At 49.5% G+C, this 22641-nt stretch carries 20 protein-coding genes; 7 read left to right on the top strand and 13 right to left on the bottom strand.

Annotated elements, in window-relative coordinates; translation table 11 throughout:
* Positions 1-3: 3 nt before the first annotated feature.
* Genes pcoD through pcoA form a run of 4 tightly spaced genes read right to left on the bottom strand, consistent with a single transcriptional unit; the run spans position 4 to position 4071 of the window.
* Positions 4-882: a copper resistance inner membrane protein PcoD gene (gene pcoD, locus MC50_RS27730; protein ID WP_080821469.1), complete on the bottom strand. Its 879-nt coding sequence runs from the start codon at positions 880-882 to the stop codon at positions 4-6.
* A 55-nt stretch (positions 883-937) separates the two neighbouring features.
* Positions 938-1318, bottom strand: a complete 381-nt coding sequence (gene pcoC / locus MC50_RS27725; protein ID WP_000025662.1) for a copper resistance system metallochaperone PcoC — start codon at positions 1316-1318, stop codon at positions 938-940.
* Between the two features lie 39 nt (positions 1319-1357).
* Entirely contained in the window at positions 1358-2248 is an 891-nt protein-coding gene (gene pcoB, locus MC50_RS27720; protein WP_001378118.1) for a copper resistance outer membrane transporter PcoB, read from the bottom strand.
* A 5-nt stretch (positions 2249-2253) separates the two neighbouring features.
* Positions 2254-4071 carry a multicopper oxidase PcoA gene (gene pcoA / locus MC50_RS27715; protein ID WP_000925242.1) on the bottom strand — a complete coding sequence of 606 codons (1818 nt, stop codon included), beginning with the start codon at positions 4069-4071 and terminating at the stop codon, positions 2254-2256.
* Positions 4072-4305: 234 nt separating this feature from the next.
* Here pcoA and MC50_RS27710 point away from each other — a divergent pair, with 234 nt between their 5' ends.
* Together MC50_RS27710 and MC50_RS27705 are read left to right on the top strand one after the other, a co-directional pair.
* The gene (locus MC50_RS27710; RefSeq protein WP_001023257.1) at positions 4306-4755 is read left to right on the top strand and encodes a copper resistance protein; all 450 of its coding nucleotides are present in this window, start codon (positions 4306-4308) and stop codon (positions 4753-4755) included.
* A 288-nt stretch (positions 4756-5043) separates the two neighbouring features.
* Entirely contained in the window at positions 5044-5781 is a 738-nt protein-coding gene (locus MC50_RS27705; protein ID WP_004118669.1) for a peptidoglycan DD-metalloendopeptidase family protein, read from the top strand.
* Positions 5782-5814: 33 nt separating this feature from the next.
* On the opposite strand, the gene MC50_RS27700 is transcribed toward MC50_RS27705, so the two are convergent.
* From MC50_RS27700 to silC, 7 genes are all read right to left on the bottom strand, one after another.
* Entirely contained in the window at positions 5815-6012 is a 198-nt protein-coding gene (locus MC50_RS27700; RefSeq protein WP_000843497.1) for a DUF2933 domain-containing protein, read from the bottom strand.
* A 40-nt stretch (positions 6013-6052) separates the two neighbouring features.
* A complete protein-coding gene (silP, locus tag MC50_RS27695) occupies positions 6053-8524 on the bottom strand; it encodes an Ag(+)-translocating P-type ATPase SilP (RefSeq protein ID WP_128306664.1) in 2472 nt (823 codons plus the stop codon).
* Positions 8525-8621: 97 nt separating this feature from the next.
* A complete protein-coding gene (locus MC50_RS27690; RefSeq protein ID WP_002436620.1) occupies positions 8622-9062 on the bottom strand; it encodes a DUF411 domain-containing protein in 441 nt (146 codons plus the stop codon).
* Between the two features lie 86 nt (positions 9063-9148).
* Positions 9149-12295, bottom strand: coding sequence for a Cu(+)/Ag(+) efflux RND transporter permease subunit SilA (gene silA, locus MC50_RS27685; protein WP_000574021.1), 3147 nt, complete (start codon positions 12293-12295; stop codon positions 9149-9151).
* A gap of 10 nt (positions 12296-12305) precedes the next feature.
* Entirely contained in the window at positions 12306-13598 is a 1293-nt protein-coding gene (gene silB / locus MC50_RS27680; RefSeq protein ID WP_001485328.1) for a Cu(+)/Ag(+) efflux RND transporter periplasmic adaptor subunit SilB, read from the bottom strand.
* A gap of 113 nt (positions 13599-13711) precedes the next feature.
* On the bottom strand, positions 13712-14065 hold the full coding sequence (gene cusF, locus MC50_RS27675) for a cation efflux system protein CusF (protein ID WP_001246153.1): 354 nt from the start codon (positions 14063-14065) through the stop codon (positions 13712-13714).
* A gap of 28 nt (positions 14066-14093) precedes the next feature.
* Positions 14094-15479, bottom strand: coding sequence for a Cu(+)/Ag(+) efflux RND transporter outer membrane channel SilC (gene silC, locus MC50_RS27670; protein ID WP_000475503.1), 1386 nt, complete (start codon positions 15477-15479; stop codon positions 14094-14096).
* A gap of 189 nt (positions 15480-15668) precedes the next feature.
* On the opposite strand from silC, the gene silR reads away from it, so the two are divergent.
* The 4 genes from silR to copM all read left to right on the top strand — a co-directional run bounded on the left by silR (position 15669) and on the right by copM (position 18990).
* Positions 15669-16349, top strand: coding sequence for a copper/silver response regulator transcription factor SilR (gene silR, locus MC50_RS27665; RefSeq protein ID WP_004118655.1), 681 nt, complete (start codon positions 15669-15671; stop codon positions 16347-16349).
* Positions 16342-17817: a copper/silver sensor histidine kinase SilS gene (gene silS / locus MC50_RS27660; RefSeq protein ID WP_040118426.1), complete on the top strand. Its 1476-nt coding sequence runs from the start codon at positions 16342-16344 to the stop codon at positions 17815-17817. The genes silR and silS overlap by 8 nt, the downstream gene beginning before the upstream one ends.
* Positions 17818-18062: 245 nt before the next feature.
* Positions 18063-18494, top strand: a complete 432-nt coding sequence (silE, locus tag MC50_RS27655; RefSeq protein WP_007374411.1) for a silver-binding protein SilE — start codon at positions 18063-18065, stop codon at positions 18492-18494.
* A gap of 145 nt (positions 18495-18639) precedes the next feature.
* Positions 18640-18990: a CopM family metallochaperone gene (gene copM / locus MC50_RS27650; RefSeq protein ID WP_007871800.1), complete on the top strand. Its 351-nt coding sequence runs from the start codon at positions 18640-18642 to the stop codon at positions 18988-18990.
* A 407-nt stretch (positions 18991-19397) separates the two neighbouring features.
* On the opposite strand, the gene MC50_RS27645 is transcribed toward copM, so the two are convergent.
* Entirely contained in the window at positions 19398-20306 is a 909-nt protein-coding gene (locus tag MC50_RS27645) for an HNH endonuclease (RefSeq protein WP_047665749.1), read from the bottom strand.
* 877 nt (positions 20307-21183) lie between these two features.
* Between MC50_RS27645 and MC50_RS27640 the strand changes: the two genes are divergently transcribed.
* Positions 21184-21387 (top strand): hypothetical protein, encoded by a 204-nt coding sequence (locus tag MC50_RS27640; RefSeq protein WP_047665745.1) that lies wholly within the window; start codon positions 21184-21186, stop codon positions 21385-21387.
* Here the strand turns inward: MC50_RS27640 and MC50_RS27635 are convergent.
* Positions 21380-22548 (bottom strand): IS3 family transposase gene (locus MC50_RS27635; RefSeq protein ID WP_098141323.1). Its coding sequence is split into 2 segments (ribosomal slippage): positions 21380-22299 and positions 22299-22548, totalling 1170 coding nucleotides; the frame shifts between segments, so codons are not numbered across the junction. The two genes, MC50_RS27640 and MC50_RS27635, sit on opposite strands and share 8 nt — an antisense overlap.
* Positions 22549-22641: the final 93 nt, after the last annotated feature.

Below are 22641 nucleotides of genomic sequence, written 5' to 3'. Positions count from 1 at the left end.
CCCCTAGCTGATCTGAGACGGAGCAAGCATTCCAAGCCACGCTACGGCGCCCAGAATGATAATCGCAACAACGAATTCTGTCAGGATGCTGTTTCGCATCAGGGCAACGCTGCGATCATAATTCCCTTCCCTGACCATAACTTCAAGCCGGGGACCCAGGTGAAACCGGTTTGCTGCAGCCAGAAGAAGCATCAGAACAAACAGAGCCGTCTTGGCAAGCAATATCCTCCCCCAGGAACTGTTGAATAAGGGAGTTAAGTTACCCTCAGCAATATACAGATAGTTGACCAGCGCACTCAGGATCAGGGCTACAACAATCACCGTTCCTGCCGTGGCAAATTTTGCCAGGGAGTCAGATATCACAATGACGCTCTGTGCATTATGCTCGTTTCTGCGCATCAGCAGGATAGCAAATGCAACCAGAGCACCTGTCCAGGCACCTGCAGCGCCGAGATGGGTCAGATCGCTCAGTAAATGGAGATAGTAATGCAGACCGTCATGCATAACGGCGTGTCCTCCCCAGGCAAGTGTAGCCAGCGCCACGCCCCCACTCATCGTCATCAGCAGGCAGGACAATACTCTCTTATTAGTGTAAAGGAACAAAGCACCGAGTGTGGTAAACAGGGCACAGAGCCTGACAATCCAGCTAATACCCACATCAGTTTCTTCTATCACCATCTCGATAACATGGATGGATAATTCTCTGAGGTCAGTTACTCCACTCATGGCATTAGATACCAGGAGCATATTAATGCCAGTAAGAATGATGCCTGTAACAACAGCAAAGGTTATAAACGACCTGAAATTAGTCAGGTTATAGGTTTCATGTCTGACACCGCTTATTCCATATATCTGAAAAAATGGCAATCCAAATATTACCATCAAATCCAGATAAAGAAGAAAACGAATAACAATCATAATCAGGTCGTTCATAATATTACTTCACTGTAAAGGTGTAATTACCGGTAATAGGGTGCGTATCTGAAGAAACCGCGCGCCAGTCAACACGATAAGTGCCAGCGGGTAAAGGCTCTCGCGGAATAATGACCATCGATTTAGGGTCAGCGCCTGGCGCCACTTTTGCCGCGACCGGCATCGGAGAATGTGATGACATGCCTTTCATACCCGTCATCGTTAATTTTGCACCTGAGAATTTCACGGTCAGATTTTCCGAGAAATTAAGCTGAATCTTTTCCGGGGCCGCTACGGCTGAATCAGCCTGTGGCACAGAGCTTTTTAATTCCGGATGGGCCATAGCAGAGAAAGCAACGCCCATAACGAGGCCACCTGTAAGAATGGCTTTATTTAAAATCGACATTTTATTTACCTGTTTAGTTGAGTGTTTTATATCAGTGCGTTAAAACCAGATTCTGGCTCCCGCCAGGAATACTACCTGATGGTCTTTCTCACCTTCTCTTTTCGCCATATCGGATGTTTTCCCGTAAAGTTGATTCCAGGAAACGCCTATATAGGGTGCAAACTCACGGCGTATTTCATAGCGCAGCCGGAGCCCCAGCTCTGTGTCAGTCAGTCCCCTGCCGCGACCCCGCGATTCATCATCCTGACTGTAGAAATTCACCTCATAGGATGGCTGGAGTATGAGCCGGTTAGTCAGTAAAACGTCGTATTCTCCTCCCAGACGAAGGGCTGCTTTTCCGCCATTACTGACAAAACCCGTAATTTCAGACTCAAAATTATAGAGTGCCAGCCCCTGAAAACCGACAGCAGCCCAGGTCCGGGCAGAAGCAGGTCTGAAATCCTGCCTGACACCCGCAACCAAATCCCACCATGGGCCAACCGCATGTCCCCAGAGTAACTGCGCTTCAGCCGCCTCCGTTTCCCCATTGCTTCGTTCACCTTCACTCTTTAGCCAAATCCGATCTGTGTCGCCTCCAATCCAGCTGTTAACACTCCAGCTGAAATTGTTGGTGTTATCCGACCGTTGCCATTCCAGTTGATCCAGCAGAACCAGATAATTAATCGCACTGTCGTGAATCGCATGCCCCTGTAAATTGCCGAATGCAGCCTTCCGGTCGGCATCGGTAACAGGCGGAATTGGCGTTCTGCTCTCAGTTACAATGGGCTCCATTGACGTCATCTCAGTGAAATTCTCATCTGCTGGCATCTGCATGGCAGACATGTCGTGCCCGGCGTGGGGATCTGCAGAGACGGAGCCCGCCGCAATAGAAAGCTGTGAGGTAAACAAACCGGCGACCAGAACAGGTATGGCCTTCAAATTTCTCTTCATTCGCATCATTCCTCCACCCGGACTTCACGAAACATTCCCATTTCCATGTGATAGAGCAAATGGCAGTGATACGCCCAGCGGCCAAGCGCATCTGCTGTCACTCTGTAACTGCGTTTTGTACCAGGGGGAACATCTATTGTGTGTTTACGAACCATGAAATTACCGTTTTCATCTTCCAGATCGCTCCACATACCATGCAGGTGAATGGGGTGAGTCATCATGGTATCGTTGATCAGCGTGATCCTGAGCCGCTCACCGTATTTCAGCAGCACCGGTGCGGCATCTGAAAACTTGATTCCGTTAAATGACCAGGCAAACTTTTCCATGTGGCCGGTTAAATGCAGTTCTATGGTACGGCCAGGTTCACGTCCGTCAGGATCCTCAAAGCGGCTTTTCAAATCCGCGTACGTGAGAACCTTTCTTCCGTTATTTCGAAGACCAATACCCGGATCATTTAATTTCGGAGAGACGCTCATCGCCTGCATATCAACCAGTGGGTTATCCGTTTCTGACGCAGGATGACTTTGCATACCCGGCATTCCGGCCATCCGGGAATGATCCATACCGGCCATGCTGCTGTGATCCATGGGCGCGGAGGATGTCCCGCTATCCGGAAGGTCAGCACCGTCCATAGACATCATCTCTCCGCTGTTATCCATGCCTCCCATCTGGCTGTGGTCCATTCCTGCCATATCATGTCCCATTCCCCCCATACCCATATCTTCCATGGTCAACAGAGGACGGGGATCGAGGGGGGGAACGGCAGCACTTAACCCCTCTCTCGTGGCCAGTGTCCCTCGAGCGTAACCGGTCCTGTCCATGGATTGTGCGAAGATGGTATAGGCCTCACCCTGAGGCTCCACAATGACATCATAGGTTTCGGCAACGGCAATCCTGAATTCGTCAACGGTAACCGGGTTTACATACTGGCCATCTGCAGCCACGACCGTCATTTTCAGCCCGGGGATACGGATATCGAAATAGGTCATTGCCGAGCCGTTGATAAACCGTAAGCGTATCTTTTCACCGGGACGGAACAGTCCGGTCCAGTTTTTCAGCGGGGCCTGCCCGTTCATGAGATAGGTGTAGGTGTAGCCACTGACATCCGCGAGGTCAGTCGGATTCATTTTCATTTCAGCCCACATTTTCCGATCGGCAATGGTGGCTGACAGCCCCCTGGTATTCACGTCGCGGAAAAAAGAGCCAACGGTTGGTTTATTGAAATTGTAGTAATCCGACTGTTTTTTTAATTTTTTCAGCAGGCTGTGAGGATTTTCATCGGTCCAGTCAGACAACATGACCACATGCTCACGATCGTAAGCAAACGGTTCTGGCTCCCTGGCATCGATGATAATGGCACCGTATACCCCCTCCTGTTCCTGCAGACCGGAATGGCTGTGGTACCAGTAAGTCCCGTTCTGCTTAACCTTAAAGGTGTAAACGTAGGTATCATCAGGCTCGATGCCCATAAAACTCAGCCCCGGAACACCATCCATATTGGCCGGAAGAATAATGCCGTGCCAGTGAATGGACGTCTGTTCATTAAGACGGTTTTTGACCTTCAGGGTAATGGTGTCACCTTCTTTCCAGCGAAGAACGGGCCCCGGCAGGCCTCCATTGATTGTTTTGGCCTGACGCTCACTGCCCGTGATATTGACGGCCGTTTCACCAATGGTCAGGTCAAACTGAGTACCCTGCAGGGATGCGGCAACTGGCAGGCTCAGACTGGAACGCGCATTGAAACTCCATACGCCAAGACTTCCGGCTACGCCAGAGAGGGTTAACCCCTTCAGGAAAGTTCGTCGAGACGTTTTCAACAGCATGCGCATTCCCTTATTTAAAGTATGGTTACTGACAGAGTTCGAGAACCGATTTAAATTAAATTACTGGTTCATCCACTTACAATGAAATGAATCTAGCACACCTTAAGAAACAAATTAATTACAATCGTGTAATGTACATAGCTGTATTACATTTACGTCATCTTCCCCACAGGTTGATTATTTTTATATATGATCATAAGGACATCTTTTATGTACCTCAGAAGGTAATTACACATGAATATATTAATCACGACCACTGCGTTTACAGCTTTATTTTGTGGGGCAGCTTTTGCTCAGTCCAGTGATATTGCCCATGAAGCACATCGATTTGTTAATAATGCCTCAGCCGTCAGTCATGTGAACTCCTCGACGCATGAAAACTTACCGGACAGGGTTAATAAAAACAACACGCCCTCATTCTCTGAAATGAATGAACATGAAAGGGCCATTGTTGCGCATTCATTTATGAACAACAGCGCGTCCTATGCGCATCAGAAAATGATTGAGGAACATAAAAAAATGCTGTCCGGCAGTGATGCAAATTCAAAGACCTCGTCTTCTTCTTTTAACGAACTGAATGCCGGAGAAAAAGCCGCTCTCGTGCATGAGCAGGTCAATAATGCCGGTGCGGAAGCACATCAGACGCAGGCAAGAAAGCTTCGCGGGCTGTATTCGACCAGGTAACTGCAGGCGGGTTAGTGCTTAGCGTCAGGTGCGCAGCAGGGCTTTACTGACGGGTTACGTAGCAGGACATGAGCCCCATATTGCTCTGCCGTAACCTGTTTCAGTCCCGTTAATCATCACCGTCGGGCTGGTCATACAGTTCCCAGAGCTTCAGGAGCAAACGGGAAACAAGATATGTTACAAAAATGACGACCATCAACGGTGCTCCCGATTAACTGACAGATGACACGCCTCCTGAAAACCCCTAGCATACGCCGCAGTGTTCATGCTAACGGCGAATTCCAGTAAATGTATTCTACCGATGTCGTAAAAGAAAATGCCTACCTTTCAGCCACCCGCTCGGGGCTGGAATCGAACGAGATCGCTACTCTTCAGCGCTCCTTGCCTTCCCGGTTTAATCTGCGGCATTTGAAAAAAAATGAATCATTAAAACTCGTACTGCAAAAGAAAGCGGGAAAATCACGTGTCGTGGCCTATAAATTTACGTCCGGTTCATTTAATTACACGGCGTATCGTATATCAGATAAAAAGTTCTATAACCTTTCCGATACTTCCGGGAAAGGCAGTCTCGATTATCCGTTACCGGCCACAGCAAGACTCAGTTCGCCTTTCAATCCTGCAAGACTTAACCCGGTATCGGGAAAAGTGAGTCCCCATAATGGCATTGATTATTCCATGCCCATGAACACGAAAATAGTCAGCGTCATCGACGGAAAAATCACCCGGGCCGAATACAACAGTACCATGGGATATTTTGTTGAAGTAACGGGAAAAGCCGGTGTTAAAACTCGCTATCTCCACCTCAATAAAATACTCGTTACTAAAGGGGCCAGGGTTACCCGGGGAGACGCTATTGCGTTATCCGGTAACAGCGGACGTTCATCCGGTCCTCATCTGCATTACGAGCTGGTCATCAATAACAATCCTGTTAACTCACTGGCGTTCCGGGCAGCGGCACCCGCTGATAACAAACTTGAACAGCATGCCTTTGCGCATGCCAGAGACTACGAACGATACCTGGACTGATAACGGGGCCGCGACGCGGCCCCGTCTGCCGGATTAATTTTTTTTATCGTTTTCACTTCCTTGATGTTGATGATCTCCATGCCCTCCGTGGCCGTGGAAAAGATGCATGAGCGGGCAGACCAGCAATAACAGATATGGCCAGTAACCTGCCACATGTGACCAGTGTTCGCGCAGGAGGGCAAATGCCGCGATCGCGGCGACAGCAATAAGCGCATAGGTGGTACTTTTCATACTGGACTCCTTCTGTTCGTAACAGCCCCTTCACTCAGTGTTATTTCCCGAGCCTGACACTTTTCAGACGCAACGCATTCACAATGACGCTGACGGAGGAAAGAGCCATGGCCGCCGCCGCAATAACTGGCGACAGCAGTATTCCATACACAGGATAAAGCAGACCTGCAGCCACAGGCACGCCAAGTGCGTTGTAGATAAATGCAAAAAACAGATTCTGTCGGATATTTTTCATGGTGATTTCTGACAGATGACGGGCCCTGTTCAGTATCATCAAGTCGCCTTTGAGAAGGGTGACTCCGGCACTTTCAATTGCCACATCTGTACCCGTTCCCATGGCTATACCCACGTCAGCCGCTGCCAGCGCCGGGGCATCATTCACACCGTCTCCGGCCATCGCAACCACATGGCCAGACGCTTTCAGTCGGGTTATCACTGCTTTTTTGCCATCCGGCAGAATCCCGGCTTCAACCTCATCTATTCCCAGTTTCCGTGCGACTGCTTCAGCGGTAAGCTGGTTATCCCCGGTGAGCATAACGATGCGGATCCCCGCCTGACGCAAAGCTTTAAGCGCATCCGGCGTGGTTGCTTTCACGGGATCCGAGATAGCTATCAGGCCTGCAAGGTGCCCGTCTGTGGCCACATAGATAACGGTAGCACCTTCCATCCGCAACGTATCCGCAACGGCCTTTTGATTATCAATAACGATACTGTTTTCCTGCATAGCCAGTTCATTACCAATAACAACCCGTTGACCTTCGACATCGCCTGAGACACCTTTACCCGACGGCGCATTGAAATGAGTGACTGCGGGTATTGCGATCCCCTTTTCCTGTGCTGCTTTAACTACTGCCATACCCAGCGGATGCTGCGAGCCTTTTTCCACTGCGGCCGTTACACGCAAAAGAGATGTTTCCCCACCCGGATTGAGACTGATAATCCCTGTCACCGTCGGCGAACCTTCCGTGAGCGTGCCTGTTTTGTCGACAACCAGCGTGTCCACTTTTTCAAGACGCTCAAGGGCTTCGGCATTCTTAATTAACACCCCGGCCTGGGCTCCTTTGCCCACCCCCACCATTATCGACATCGGCGTGGCCAGCCCCAGCGCGCAGGGACAGGCAATAATCAGGACCGACACAGCCGCAATGAGACCGTGCGCCATCCTGGGCTCGGGCCCCCAGACAGACCAGATCATGAAAGCAACAACCGCGATAAGTATCACCAGAGGAACAAACCAGCCTGAAACGCTGTCAGCCATTCTCTGGATGGGGGCCCGCGAACGCTGTGCATCAGCGACCATCTGAACAATTCGTGAGAGCATCGTTTCATCACCGACTTTCTCTGCACGGATGATAAGACTACCTGTCTGATTAATCGTCCCCCCAATGACGGGTTCACCCTCCGTTTTGGTAACCGGCATAGACTCCCCGGTCACCATCGATTCATCCACGGTTGTTTTGCCTTCGACCACGATACCGTCGACCGGAATACTCTCTCCAGGTCTGATGCGGAGCTTATCGCCAGGCAGGACATCTTCCGCATTAATATCCGTTTCATGACCGTCATGATCCAGCCGCCTGGCGGTTTTGGGGGCAAGGTTCAGAAGTGCAGTAATGGCACCTGAGGTTTGTTCCCTTGCCCGCAATTCAAGGACCTGTCCCAGCAGAACAAGCACCGTAATAACAGCTGCGGCTTCAAAATAAATGGCCACCAGGCCATCCATGTTTCTGAACGATGCAGGAAACCAGGAGGGGAAGACGGTTGCAATGACGCTGTAAACCCAGGCTACGCCGGTCCCCATTGCAACAAGGGTAAACATATTCAGGGAGCGGTTACGTAACGACATTCCGGCCCGGGCGAAGAATGGCCAGCCACACCACAAAACGACAGGAGAGGCCAGAAGTAACTGCAGCCATGTGTTGTACTGTGGCGGTACTGTATTCCTCAAAGCGGGAAACAGATGAGAACCCATTTCGAGTATCAGAACCGGAAACGCCAGCAACAACCCCAGCCAGAAGCGTCTTGTCATGTCGCGAAGTTCATCACTCGTCCCCGTGGATGCCGTAGCTACGAGCGGCTCCAGTGCCATTCCACAGACAGGACAGCTTCCGGGACCACTACGGCGTATCTCCGGATGCATCGGACATGTCCACACACCTTCAGAAATCTCTTTCTCCGCCTGGCGGTGAGACTGTTTTATCTTATCAGGGCTGACTTCATGGTGGTCGTGGTGATGGTGATGTTCACTGGCATCTTCGGTAAAATAATGATCGGGATGGGCTTTAAATTTGCTCTCACAGCTGGCGGAGCAGAAATAAAGCTGATGGTCCTGGTATCGAATGCTGCTGTGCGCCTTGTCAGGCAGGATGACCATCCCGCACACGGGATCTCTCACCTTATGCAATGCGTGACTCTCGTCCGGGGATGATGTCTGCTCAGAAGCAGTCTGGTTGTTATGTTCCACTGCATTGTCATTTTTCACAGTAACTCTCCTTATGCATATCTGAAGCATTTTCTGTCTTCAGGATATGTCATGGATGCGATTACCACGAATGCCGCCGGCATAAGAGTGCCTGCTGCCGGCGTCCCGTTATCAGCCGTTCCGCTGACTATTCGATTCGCTGGAAGACTTTTTTACTGCCCTCCGGTGAGAATGCGATAACATCGTAAGCCTCTTTTCGGGCCCCCATCTCCATTCCCGGACTTCCTGCTGGCATACCGGGGGTGGCGAGACCGTATATACCCGAACCAGACTGCATGGCCTTATGTATCGTTGCCGCAGGCACATGGCCTTCAATGATCAAATTACCTACAACCGCGGTATGACAACTTCGTAGTCCAGCAGGAACAGCATGCTTTTCTTTCAGGGCTGACAGCGCCTGATCATTCATGACGTGAGTTCGCACTTCGAACCCGTCTTTTTCCATCGCTTTGCCCCACAGGGAACAACAGCCACAGTTTTCAGATTTGTACATATCAATGACTTTTTCACTCGCCATTGCAGGCAGTGACAGGCCGAGAGCCAGGGCCATTAGAACCACTTTTTTCATACTCACCTCTGTATATTATCGATATAAACCCTGACGTCAGGGTGAATCAGTGCAGAAGGACGCCCACTGGGGGCGCCCTTTCAGGGTTATGACACGCTTTTTTTATGTCTGCGCAGCCAGATTAATTTGTAGGCGGCAGGAATAATGAACAGGGACAGCAGCGGAGCCGTGATCATCCCACCAATCATTGGCGCAGCAATACGGCTCATGACTTCTGAACCTGCGCCGGTTCCCCAGAGTATTGGCAGCAGACCCGCAATGATCACCGCCACGGTCATGGCTTTCGGCCGGACACGCAGTACGGCACCATGATAGAGGGCTTCATCAAGACCTTCCGGTGTGAACGTCTCTTTACGGGACAATTCCGGGTGCGCTTCAATGGCATGACGCAGATACATCAGCATGACCACGCCAAACTCTGCTGCCACCCCGGCCAGGGCGATAAACCCGGTTCCGGTCGCCACTGACATATGGAAGCCCTGCCAGTACAGGAACCATATTCCGCCAACCAGGGCGAACGGCAGGCTCATCAGGATCAGCAGGGCTTCGTCAACCCGGCGGAATGCCAGATACAACAGGATGAAAATGATCATCACCGTCATCGGCACCATCAGCTTCAGTTTCTTGTTGGCATGCTCAAGCAGTTCAAACTGTCCGGAGAATGCCACACTGGTTCCCGGTCTCAGTTTCACTTTCTCGCTGATGGCCGTCTTAATGTCGTTAACCACCGACACCATGTCCCTGCCGCGGGCATCAACATAAATCCAGCTGGCTGGCCGGGCATTTTCGGTTTTCAGCATGGTTGGTCCAGAAACGACGTTAATATCCGCGACATCGCCCAGCGTGATCTGCTGCTTCATCGGGGTCAGGATCGGCATCTGTTTCAGCGCCTGCGGACTGTTCCGGTAATCCTGCGGGTAGCGAATGTTAATAGGGTACCGGGCCACCCCTTCAACCGTCTCACCCACCATAGCTCCTCCGATTGCTGAAGAGACGAACAGCTGGACATCACCTACCGTCATCCCGTAGCGGGAGGCTTTCTCCCGGTTGATATCGATATCGATGTAGCGCCCGCCCTCAAGTCGCTCAGCCAGGACAGACACCACGCCAGGCACGGTTTTGGCTACCGCCTCGATACTCTGCGCCGTCGCGTCGATATCGGACAGAACAGTCCCGGACACTTTGATACCTATCGGGCTTTTGATCCCGGTTGAGAGCATATCAATACGGTTACGGATAGGCGGCACCCAGAGGTTTGCCAGACCCGGTAAACGGACTGTCCTGTCGAGTTCATCAATAATCTTGTCAATTGTCATGCCGGGACGCCACTGATCCTCAGGTTTGAGCTGGATCGTGGTTTCCACCATTTCGAGCGGCGCGGAATCCGTTGCGGTCTCTGCTTTACCGGTCTTGCCAAATACAGAAGCCACTTCAGGAACGCTTTTGATTAACTTGTCTGTTGTCTGCAGGAGCGCTGCAGCTTCTGCCGGAGAGACGCCAGGCAAGGTCGACGGCATATACAGCAGATCGCCCTCGTTAATCTTCGGCAGAAATTCACCGCCCACCTGACTCAGTGGCCAGATAACCGTGAAAATGGACAAGGCCGCAACCAGCAGGGTTGTTTTTGGCCAGTGGAGGACCCGCAGCAGCAAAGGATGATACGCTTTGATCAGCACCCGGTTCAGGGGGTTACTTGTCTCGGCAGGAATTTTCCCCCGGATCCAGAATCCCATCAGAATAGGAATGACGATGATGGCCAGTGCGGCCGCTCCCGCCATGGAGTACGTTTTCGTGAATGCCAGCGGGCCAAACAGACGACCTTCCTGCCCTTCCAGGGTAAAGATAGGAATAAAGGACAGGGTGATGATCAGCAGGCTAATGAACAACGCGGGTCCCACTTCCACGGAGGCGTCGGTAATCACCTTCCAGCGGGTGGCGTTGTCAATCTGCTCACCCGGATGCTGATGATCCCACTCCTCAAGCCGTTTGTGCGCATTTTCAATCATCACAATGGCGGCATCCACCATCGCACCGACGGCAATCGCTATCCCTCCCAGCGACATGATATTGGCGTTCAGTCCCTGGAAGTGCATGACGATAAAGGCGATACACAGGCCAAGCGGCAGAGAGATAATCGCCACCAGGGCAGAACGTACGTGCCACAGGAACAGAGCACAGACGATGGCCACCACGATAAACTCTTCCAGAAGTTTGGAACTGAGGTTATCAATCGCCCGGTCGATTAACTGGCTGCGATCGTAGGTGGTCACGATTTCAACGCCTTCCGGCAGGCTGGCCTTCAGCGTCTCCAGTTTATCCCTCACTGCCGTGATAACGTCGCGCGCATTTTTACCCGACCGCAGGATCACCACGCCGCCAGCGACTTCTCCCTGGCCGTTCAGCTCGGCAATACCACGCCTCATTTCGGGCCCGGTCTGCACGCGGGCAACATCCCGCAGATAAACCGGCACGCCGTTCTCACCTGTTTTCAGGACGATGTTATTAAAATCATCAATGCTCTGAAGATAACCGCTGGCACGGACCATATACTCCGCTTCGGCCATTTCAACGGATGAGCCACCGGCCTCCTGGTTAGACGATTCAAGTGCCTGTTTCACTTCGGGCAGGCTGATACCGTACTGGGACAGTTTTACCGGATTGACCTGAATCTGGTACTGTTTCACCACGCCGCCAACCGAAGCGACCTCAGCCACGTTCGGGATGGTTTTCAGCTCAAATTTCAGGAACCAGTCCTGCAGAGAGCGCAGTTCTGAAAGGTCGTGTTTTCCGTTGCGATCGACAAGGGCATATTCAAATATCCAGCCCACTCCCGTGGCGTCCGGGCCGATTTCAGAGCTCACACCCGCAGGCAGTTTGCCCTGAACCTGATTCAGGTATTCCAGCACGCGCGAACGGGCCCAGTACAGATCGGTGCCGTCTTCAAAAATGACATACACATACGAATCACCGAACTGTGAAAAGCCACGCACGGTTTTTGCGCCAGGTACGGACAGCATGGTGGTGGTAAGCGGATAGGTGACCTGGTTTTCTACAATCTGCGGGGCCTGTCCGGGATAGCTGGTTTTAATAATGACCTGCACATCTGACAGGTCAGGCAGCGCATCGACCGGCGTGTTAATTATCGTCCATGTGCCCCAGATGCTGAGAAACAGTGCGCCCATCATGACCAGGAAACGGTTGGCGACAGAGCGCCGGATAATCCATTCAATCATCGTCGTCTCCTCAGTGCCCTGAATGCATATTTACAGGCTGCTCAGACATTGCTGGCATACTGTTTTCTGTTTTTTCAGGGTGGCGCATACGTTCCAGCGCGCCCGTAATATTGGCTTCGGAGTCAATGAGGAACAGGCCACTGACCACCACGGTATCGCCTTCATTCAGGCCGGAGCCAATGCCGGACTGTTGCTGTGATTCATGCAGAACGTGGATCTGTTTCGGCACAAACTTGCCTTCATCATCAACAGTAATCACGCGCTGTTCTTTGCCGGTATCGATAACGGCCTGGCTTGGTATCAGCAGCATCTCCTGGCTCTTGGTATTCAGTTTCAGATAGGCATTCATGCCCGGCTTGAGAAACTCATCCTTATTAGAAACCTGGAGACGGACCTGAAGCGTACGGGTTGTCTGATCCACGCTGGGAAGAATGTTCCATTTTTCGACATGGAATGTTTTATCCGGATAAGCCGGTACCGAAATTTCAAACTGCGACGTATCTTTCAGCAGATATGCGATAGATTCTGGCACTGCAGCGCTGATCCAGACCGGGTCCATCCCCTGAATCTGAGCCACTACTTTATCTTTCGAAATATTCATTCCGGTGCGCAGGTCAAACGCAGTAATGACACCATCAATAGGTGCTTTAATGGTAAAACGGGTCTGGATTGTGCGGGTTGAACGCAGCCTTTGAATATCCTCTTCCGGCATACCAGCCAGACGAAGTCGCTCCAGAACCCCTTTTATCTGGGTTGACGTACCGCCTGTACCGGATAACAGCAGGAACTCACTTTGTGCCTCAACCCATTCAGGAATGGTGATATCGATAAGCGGAGTGCCTTTCTTCACATGATCGCCAATCGTCAGGGGATACACTTTTTCGACGAAACCGTCAGAGCGCGCCTGCACAATGACAAACTGATACTCGTTGTAACTGACATTAGCCGGGATTGTCTGAGAATAATTCAGCATTCCTCGCGTGACTTTTTGCGTTTTTAATCCCAGATTCTGAACCTGCGTTGGATCGATACGGATCCCGCCACTGCTTTTATCGCCGCTTTCATCAGCATATTTTGGCACCAGGTCCATATCCATAAAGGGAGATTTTCCGGGTTTATCAAATTTGGTATCCGGTTTCATCGGGTCATACCAGAAAAGTACCTTTCGCTCCGGTGCCTTTTGTTCGGTTTGTACTGTTTTTTGTGATGAGTTTACATACTGCCAGGCAGTAACCGATATCAGCCCTCCTGCTATGAGGCTGCTGATAATTATTGCAGCATATTTTATCTTTAAAGAAGCCATACAATTTCTCGCTGAAAAATCAAAACACCTGGCATATGCGCCCGATCATTCATTCACAGTAATCCCTTAATGAATGTTCAGGCGCACTGGATGTATTCGCTCCGGACTGATAATCAGGATTGCGTAACGTTAATGCTTTTGAGTAAGGAGATATTGCCCTGCTGAATAAACGAGAAATCGACATGGTTGCCGGTTTTCAGGGCATTGATAGCGTCGTCTGCATTAACAAAAGTGAAGCGCATGGTCATTGCAGGCCAGCCCACAGCAGGGATTGCTTCGTGCGAAATGGTAATCTTTTTACTATTCATATCAATGTCTTTAACGACACCGGTGCCCTTGATAACCTGCTGTACCGAAGCATCACTGGCAGCATTCATATCGCCATGCTGATGTGTTTCAGCATGAAGACCGGCAGAAAACATGACAGAGAAGGCACCAAATAAAACGGCTTTAAGTGAATTACGCATTTTTAATTTCCTGATTAATTAAATAAATTTACTCTACCCAACCGCCACCCAGCGCGGTAAACAGATTAATTTCGTTAACCTGTCGGGAATAGGTAAGATCGAGAATGGTTTGCTGCGTAGCGAAGAGGGAACGTTCTGCATCCAGCACTTCGATGTAACTGACAGCACCACTTGCATATAATCCTCTGGCACGCTGGAGAGTTATCTGAAGTGAATCAAGATAACGCTGCTGTGACTCAAGTTGCTGGCTAAGGCTGTCGCGCAGCGCAAGCGTGTCGGAAACATCCTTAAAGGCTGACTGAATTTTTTGTTCGTAATTAACCACCGATTGTTGCTGGCGAATTTCAGCCAGCTTCAGATTGGCTTTATTCCTGCCAGCATTAAAAATAGGAATTTCAATTTTAGGGATAAAATTCCACATTCCACTTCCTGACGTAAACAGGCTTGACAGCTCCGTACTGCTTGCGGAAAGACCACTGGTCAGGGTAATGGAGGGGAAAAAGGCCGCTCGCGCTGCGCCAATATTGGCATCAGCCGCTTTCAGCTGATATTCCGCTTCCATAATATCCGGTCGCTGCAGCAAAATTTGTGAAGATAGATTTGGTGGCAATTTTACTGGTGCGATCTCCCCGCCTTTCATCCCTTTTTCTGACGGAAGTGCGCGGTACGTTCCCAGCACCAGTTGCAGGGCATTGTTTGCCTGAGCCAGATCGCCTTCTCGTTTGGCTATTTCGGCGCGGGTACTTTCGATTTGTCCTCTCGCCTGTTCAAGTGCCAGAACGTTCGTACTCCCGGTCACGAGCTGTTGCTCAACGAAAGCATAGGACTGTTCATAATTTTTCAGCGTTTCCCGCGCAATACGGAGTTGTTCGTACGCCAGTTGCTGGCTGAAATAGCTCTGTGAAACGTTGGAGACCAGCAGGATGTGTACGGCCCGACGGGCTTCTTCGCTGGCAAAGTAGTTCTGGCGGTCAGCATCACTCATGTTCTTAAGTTTGCCGAAAAAATCGAGCTCATAGCTGAGCTCCAGTCTCGCGTCGTACTCCTGTGTGGTCGGCTTGTCACCTTTCAGACCACCGCTGTATGTTATCCCGGATGAGGCATTCAGCTGGGGATAACGATCTGCATCCGTGACGTTGAACTGGGCTCGGGCCTCTTCAACCTTCAGGGCAGCCATTCTCAAATCACGGTTATTAGTCAGAGCTTCACCGATCAACCGGGTAACCTGGGGATCGACAAAAAAGTTACGCCAGCCCGTATCCTGATAGCCATTTACCGCTGGCGTCAGGCTGTTATGGGACAGTGAAAACTGCTGGGGTACCGGTGCTGCGGGCCGCTGATATTCAGGCGCAAGCGACACGCAGCCTGCCAGGATGAATATCGTGCTAATGCTGAGTAATTTTAATTTGAACATAACGCTTCTCGTCCAGGCAGACCTGGTAAATGGTTCAAATGAAGTCCAGAGTATTGATAGGGGTACTTTACCTAACGCTCTCTGTTTGCCGGGTGACAGGATAATGACAATGTTGTCATTTTTGCTGTAATCCGTTGATAACGATCGTGGGCGCAATAGAATGACATTAGCAGCCAGCCGGGGAGCAAGATGAAAATATTGATCGTCGAAGACGAAATTAAAACAGGTGAATATCTCAGCAAAGGGCTTACAGAGGCAGGGTTCATAGTGGATCACGCTGATAATGGTCTTACCGGATATCATCTCGCCATGACAGCCGAGTATGATTTAGTCATTCTGGATATCATGCTACCTGATGTGAACGGCTGGGATATCATCCGCATGCTGCGCACTGCCGGAAAGGGTATGCCGGTCTTACTGCTGACAGCCCTCGGCACGATCGAACATAGGGTCAAAGGACTGGAACTGGGTGCGGACGATTATCTGGTTAAACCCTTTGCGTTTGCCGAACTGCTCGCCCGGGTGAGAACCCTTCTGAGGCGGGGAAACACGATGATCACGGAAAGCCAGTTTAAGGTGGCTGACCTCTCGATTGATCTCGTATCCAGAAAAGTCAGTCGCGCCGGAAACCGCATTGTGCTCACCAGTAAAGAGTTCAGCCTGCTGGAATTCTTCATTCGCCATCAGGGAGAGGTTCTTCCCCGCTCCCTGATTGCCTCTCAGGTCTGGGACATGAATTTTGACAGCGACACTAATGCGATCGATGTCGCAGTAAAGCGACTCCGCGCTAAAATAGACAACGATTACGAGACAAAGCTGATCCAGACAGTCCGGGGCGTGGGCTACATGCTGGAGGTCCCGGATGCATAGCAAACCTTCCAGACGCCCTTTCTCACTCGCTCTGCGGCTGACCTTTTTTATCAGCCTGTCCACGATACTGGCTTTTATCGCCTTCACCTGGTTTATGCTGCATTCTGTTGAAAATCATTTTGCCGAGCAGGATGTCAGCGATCTTCAACAAATCAGCACCACACTGAACCGTATACTGCAGTCCCCGGTGGATCCGGATGATAAAAAAATAAGCAAAATAAAGGAATCAATTGCCAGCTACCGCAACGTTGCCCTTTTGCTCCTCAATCCCAGGGGTGAAGTGCTCTTTAGCTCAACTCAGGGGGCGGCACTACGCCCGGCAGTGAATTCAGCAGATTTTAGCGAGCACAGCCGCGCACGGGATGTCTTTCTCTGGACGGTGGAGGATCCTGCGGGACCGATGGATACCGGGTCCGAAATGAAGATGGAAACATACAGGATTATCGCCTCCTCTGGTCAGGCGATATTTCAGGGCAAACAGCAGAACTATGTCATGCTGACTGGCCTATCCATTAATTTCCATCTCCATTACCTCGATGCGCTGAAAAAGAACCTGATTGCGATTGCCGTCGTGATAAGCCTGTTGATTGTTCTGATCATTCGAATCGCTGTCCGTCAGGGGCACCTGCCCCTTCGTAATGTCAGCAATGCCATTAAAAACATCACCTCCGAGAATCTTGATGCGCGACTGGAACCGACACGCGTTCCCATTGAGCTGGAGCAACTGGTTATCTCGTTCAATCATATGATTGGAAAGATTGAGGATGTCTTTACCCGCCAGGCCAATTTCTCTGCCGATATCGCGCATGAGATCAGAACGCCCATCACCAATCTGGTGACGCAGACTGAAATCGCACTGAGTCAGGATCGAACACAGAGGGAACTTGAGGATGTCCTCTATTCCAGTCTTGAAGAGTATAACCGGATGACCAAAATGGTCAGCGATATGCTGTTCCTGGCACAGGCAGATAATAATCAGCTGATACCTGACAGGGTCATGTTTGACCTCAGAGCGGAAGTCATGAAAGTCTTCGAGTTTTTCGAAGCCTGGGCCGAAGAACGCAATATCACGCTCAAATTTAACGGGATGCCCTGCCTGGTTGAGGGAGATCCACAAATGTTCAGAAGGGCGATCAATAATCTGTTATCCAATGCCCTGCGTTATACCCCGGAGGGACAGGCAATCACCGTCTCAATAAGAGAGCAGGAGAGCTTTTTTGACCTTGTGATTGAAAATCCGGGGAAACCAATCCCTGAAGAGCATTTATCAAGGCTGTTTGACCGTTTTTATCGGGTAGATCCGTCCAGACAACGAAAAGGAGAAGGCAGCGGCATCGGCCTTGCGATTGTGAAGTCCATCGTGGAAGCACATCACGGAAGAGTGCAGGTGGAATCGGACGTACGTTCAACTCGTTTTATCCTATCCGTGCCCAGACTGGAGAAAATGATTCCGGAAACCCAGTACTGAGAATAAAGATTTAAATGACAAAGATGTCATTAGCCTGTCATGCAGCAAACAGAAGCCATTCGATATAATTAGTGCAACTTATCAGGAAGGCATTATTACTTCATCCATACACGGCATCAGCACAAGCCAGGAGTTGTATTAAAGCCTCATCCCGGCGGAATAAGGTCTGTAGAGTTGTCAGTTGTACTACTGAGGACACAGATCGAAATTCACGGACATCACTAATTCAGAAATGGAGAGTTACCATGAAAAATATCGTCTTAGCATCAGTGTTAGGTTTGAGCTTAATTTCTACGGCCTGGGCCACTGAAACTGTAAATATCCATGAGCGTGTCAATAATGCTCAGGCTCCGGCCCATCAGATGCAGTCTTCTTCAACTCCAGCCGCCATCCAGGGGGCAGCTCCACGGATGGCCGGTATGGATCAGCATGAACAGGCTATTATTGTTCATGAAACCATGAACAATGGTTCAGCAGATGCACATAAAAAAATGGCGGAAAGTCATCAGAAGATGATGGGAACTGGCACCGTTAACGCTTCCCGTCCGGCGACTTCGTTTGCGGCGATGAATGAACATGAAAGAGCAGCTGTTGCCCATGAATTTACGAATAACGGTCAGTCCGGCCCCCATCAGGCTATGGCTGATGCACACCGCCGCATGATCAATGCGGGCTGATGACAACTGAAGTTTCCGTGCGGTTACCCTTTCCTTGATAGATTGTCCCTTATACTGATATGTTGTTATTTTTTGCCCCCTTCAGGGGGCTTTTTTGTCTGACTCAGCTAAACTTATCCGGTAACCATCTGAAAGGGTTTATTATATGAAAATCACAAATTCGCTTTTTGTTATACTGATGTTATCCCTGCCAGCGATTTCCGCAGAACATTCAGAAATGAAAATGTCAGATATATCCTCATCGGCATCGTCACAGGAATATATGTCCGGCATGAAAGGTATGCATGACAAAATGATGGCCGCTGTAAAAGAGTCCGATCCCGACAAGGCTTTTGCGAAAGGCATGGTAGCACACCATGAAGGGGCAATAGCAATGGCTGAGACCGAGCTAAAATACGGAAAAGATCCGGAAATGAGAAAGCTCGCGCAGGACATCATTAAAGCTCAAAAAGGTGAAATTGAGCAGATGAATAAATGGCTTGGTAATCAAAAATAATGATTACGGAAATAATATATTGCGCGTACAGTCAGAGTGTTCCCGGGCACGGGAACCTGTTAATCGTTAATTAATCAAAACCCGATTCATTTCGGGTTTTTCCTTTTAACCCCCCCAACGCATGCACTGCACCGAGTGAAATTCACCTGAGCCAATTCTGCTTGCTTATTATTTCGATGGGAATTGCTGATTTTAATTAAGTCTATGTTTTAAAGGTGTTTCTCATGCCTGGGTTTGGCAGGGGTTCGTCCTGTTCTCTGGTCATGCGCAATGGCAATTCGCAGTCAGGGCTCAAGACTACTTTTACCTCTTTTTTAACAGAAAGTTTCTGGACCCGATACTTGCCGGAAACATCATCTGCTGTTCATCCCGACCAATAAAACGAAGGTATCACTCTCGTTTGAATCTCACTTACTTTCCATTTTGTAATAAAGAATCAAGTTTTCCAGTGATATATCAATACCAACTTTTTTTAATAACCTTTTTCGCGCAGTGTATATTTCTTTCAGCATATCTTCATAACCCTGACCAAGGTGAATTTGTTTATGGCAATTGCAACACAGAGATATGATATTTTCTTCAACATCAAGAGCTGTGTCAAAAGCATCTTGCCTGGACATAGGTACAATGTGATGAGGTTCTGTGTAATTTAAGGATGAATTTCGCCTTCTGAATGTTGGGTGGTCACTATCGACTTCACATCTGTAACCTGCTTTATTCAGCGCATTTTGGGATACGCCTTTACTCCTGGGATACGAGAGGCCATTTTTTACTTCTATTGCATTTTTCTTTGGTTTGGCTTCCCCTGTATATTCAAACGTCTGAACGTTGTCAAAGATATTACTTTTCTCTATGGCATTGATCAACTCATCGTCAGAGTAATACTCACTGCTGGCCATTTCTGTTGTACCAAAAAAATCCAGTTCGTTAATTGCCTGAACAAGTTCCTCACGAATTGTCCATAAGTTTCTTTTGGGTTTTCCGCCGATTTCTTTACTCTTCATTACGGTAATGAATTTTGTACCGGATGCGATATTTCCGACACCTTTAACCTCGAATCTACCAAGTTCTTTTTGAACTCTGCCACCCAGTCCGTTTATGACTCCATTAGCACTCATGCTGTGCAGGTCGTACTTCTTACCAATATCGAAGCATGTGCAGGAATGATTTGGCTCAATAAACCATTTTTTTAACGCTGCAATACTTTTTGTGTCAAAAACTTTATCATTTGTTAATAAAGTTTTCCATTCTTCCACACTGATATCAATGTCACAGACATACTCTCCATCAATCACTTCGCATATTTTTTTAATCACATTCATTCCCCTGTTATACAGATAGTCATAATGAAAATATAAAGCTCGCTAACCGGTATGGTTGCGTAAGGACCGTAGTCTCTCAGAGACCGTGCTTTCTTTTTTTTCAGGCCTGGACACTAAAGGGTCTGTTGCACCCCGAAAAAATTTGTTGCGGGGATTGCTCATTGAGATGAGCCTCTGCTCGATCATACCAGATCAGCAGGCTGCCCCCAATGCTATGGCTTCTTAGTTTGGCCATTATCCGGCCTTCCTCACGACCAATAAAATAGAGACATTACCCGTGACGCTGCCACCGTCTCAGCCCGGAACGATCAGTGAGCGCTTCTGATGACCTTCGGTTTTTTTAACGAAGCGGGTGGGATACGGTTTGTTGCTGAAATCTTAATAATAACCAACAACTGATGCTAATTTCGCACTTTTAACATATATGAATATAAATGTTATGAATAATTGCATTTACAGGAAATATCATGCGTTTTGTCATCCGGGATCCGAAAAAAGGCAGTTCCGGATCTGCTTTCCTTCCCCCGGCGCGCTGCGGCCCCCTGACACAAGATGTGGTAGGCCTGTCAGCTGATGCAGCTACCAGATGTTGTGTTTCTCCCCTGCCCCGTGACCCGGGGCGCAGCAGCAGAAAACAGTGCTTCACTTACTTCCTGACCGTGGTACACTTCCGGAAACTTCTGAATTAAAGAAAAGTCGGATCACCGCGAAATCGCCATCCAGTAATTTAACGGCGTGGCTATATGGCTGCTTATTATCAGCCTGAAAATGATGACGACAGGGGAAAATCCATCAGTGTGACAGTCAGGTGGGTTATCGGCGGGTGAATGATTACGGGTGGTGATTATTTTCATGGGAAGGATTGAATATAATGACAGATGTCCAGCTACAACAGAAATTGTCTAATTCAAACGTAGCAACAATATGGATTTACCAATCGACCAACAATAATGGAGTTGTTCTTTATATCCTTAATTACAACGGACATGAGTTAGCGCGTAAAGAGTACAACACGCGAAGCGGTGGCTGGGATGATACAACTGATCCAAAAATGTGGTTTGTAGTGGTCAACTAAAACTGGCCACGGTTTTAGAGTTTTTCCAGTATCGGTTTTCCGATTCGTTTGGAGGTAATCCACCGTTATAGTCATGCGGCCTTAGCGAGCTGTAATACCCGACGATATAGTTTGTGATCGCATGAGATGCTTCGCTAAAGTTTATATAGCCTGTCACTGGCACCCACTCGTTTTTCAGACTTCTGAAGAAGCGTTCCATCGGGCTGTTATCCCAGCAGTTTCCACGTCGGCTCATACTTTGCCTGATCCGGTAACGCCACAATAACTGCCGGAACTGCCTGCTTGTGTAGTGGCTACCCTGGTCACTGTGGAACATCACTCCCGCTGGTTTACCTCGGGTTTCCCACGCCATTTCCAGCGCTTTGATGGTTAGCTTGCTGTCCGGTGAGAATGACATTGCCCAGCCTACCGGTTTCCTGGCGAACAAATCGAGAACGACGGCGAGGTAAGCCCAGCGCCTGCCTGTCCAGATATACGTCACATCGCCGCACCATACCTGATTAGGCTCTGTCACTGCGAACTGTCGCTCAAGGTGATTTGGGATAGCGATGTGTTGATGGCCACCACGTTTATACCGGTGGGTGGGTTGCTGACAACTCACCAGTCCCAGTTCTTTCATGAGCCTGCCGGCAAGCCAGCGTCCCATTCTGAAGCCTCTCAGGGTTGCCATGATGGCGATACTTCTCGCGCCAGCAGAGCCATGGCTAATGTTATGCAGCTCCAGAACCTGACTACGTAATACAGCCCGCTTGCCGTCTGGCTTTTCGGGGCTTTTCACCCAGTATTTGTAGCTGCTGCGATGAACCCCGAACACGTGGCAGAGTGTGACCACAGGATACTGCGCTCTGAGTTTCTCGATTAACGAGAACTGTTCAGGGAGTCTGACATCAAGAGCGCGGTAGCCTTTTTTAATATGTCGTTTTCCATTTCAATGCGTTGTAGCTTTTTCTTTAACTCACGTATTTCAATCTGTTCCGGGGTTATAGGAGAGGCTTTAGGTATTTTGCCCTGTCGTTCATCCCGTAACTGCTTTACCCATCGCGTCATGGTAGAAAGCCCCACGTCCATAGCACTGGCCGCAGCTGCAACGGTGTAGTTTTGATCAAGGACCAGTTGAGCGGATTCGCGTTTAAACTCTGCGCTGAAATTTCTTTTTTTCATTGGGACACCTGTATTGTTCTGAGATGAGCATATCACCTCTGTTCAGGTGGCCAAATTCAGTAAACCACTACAGTTCTATCCGCTTCCGAACAA

It is taken from the genome of Klebsiella planticola (genome assembly GCF_000783935.2).
In the GTDB taxonomy this organism is placed as follows: domain Bacteria; phylum Pseudomonadota; class Gammaproteobacteria; order Enterobacterales; family Enterobacteriaceae; genus Klebsiella; species Klebsiella planticola.
Note: the sequence above shows the minus strand (reverse complement) of the source record. Positions and strands in the feature narration are given on the sequence as shown.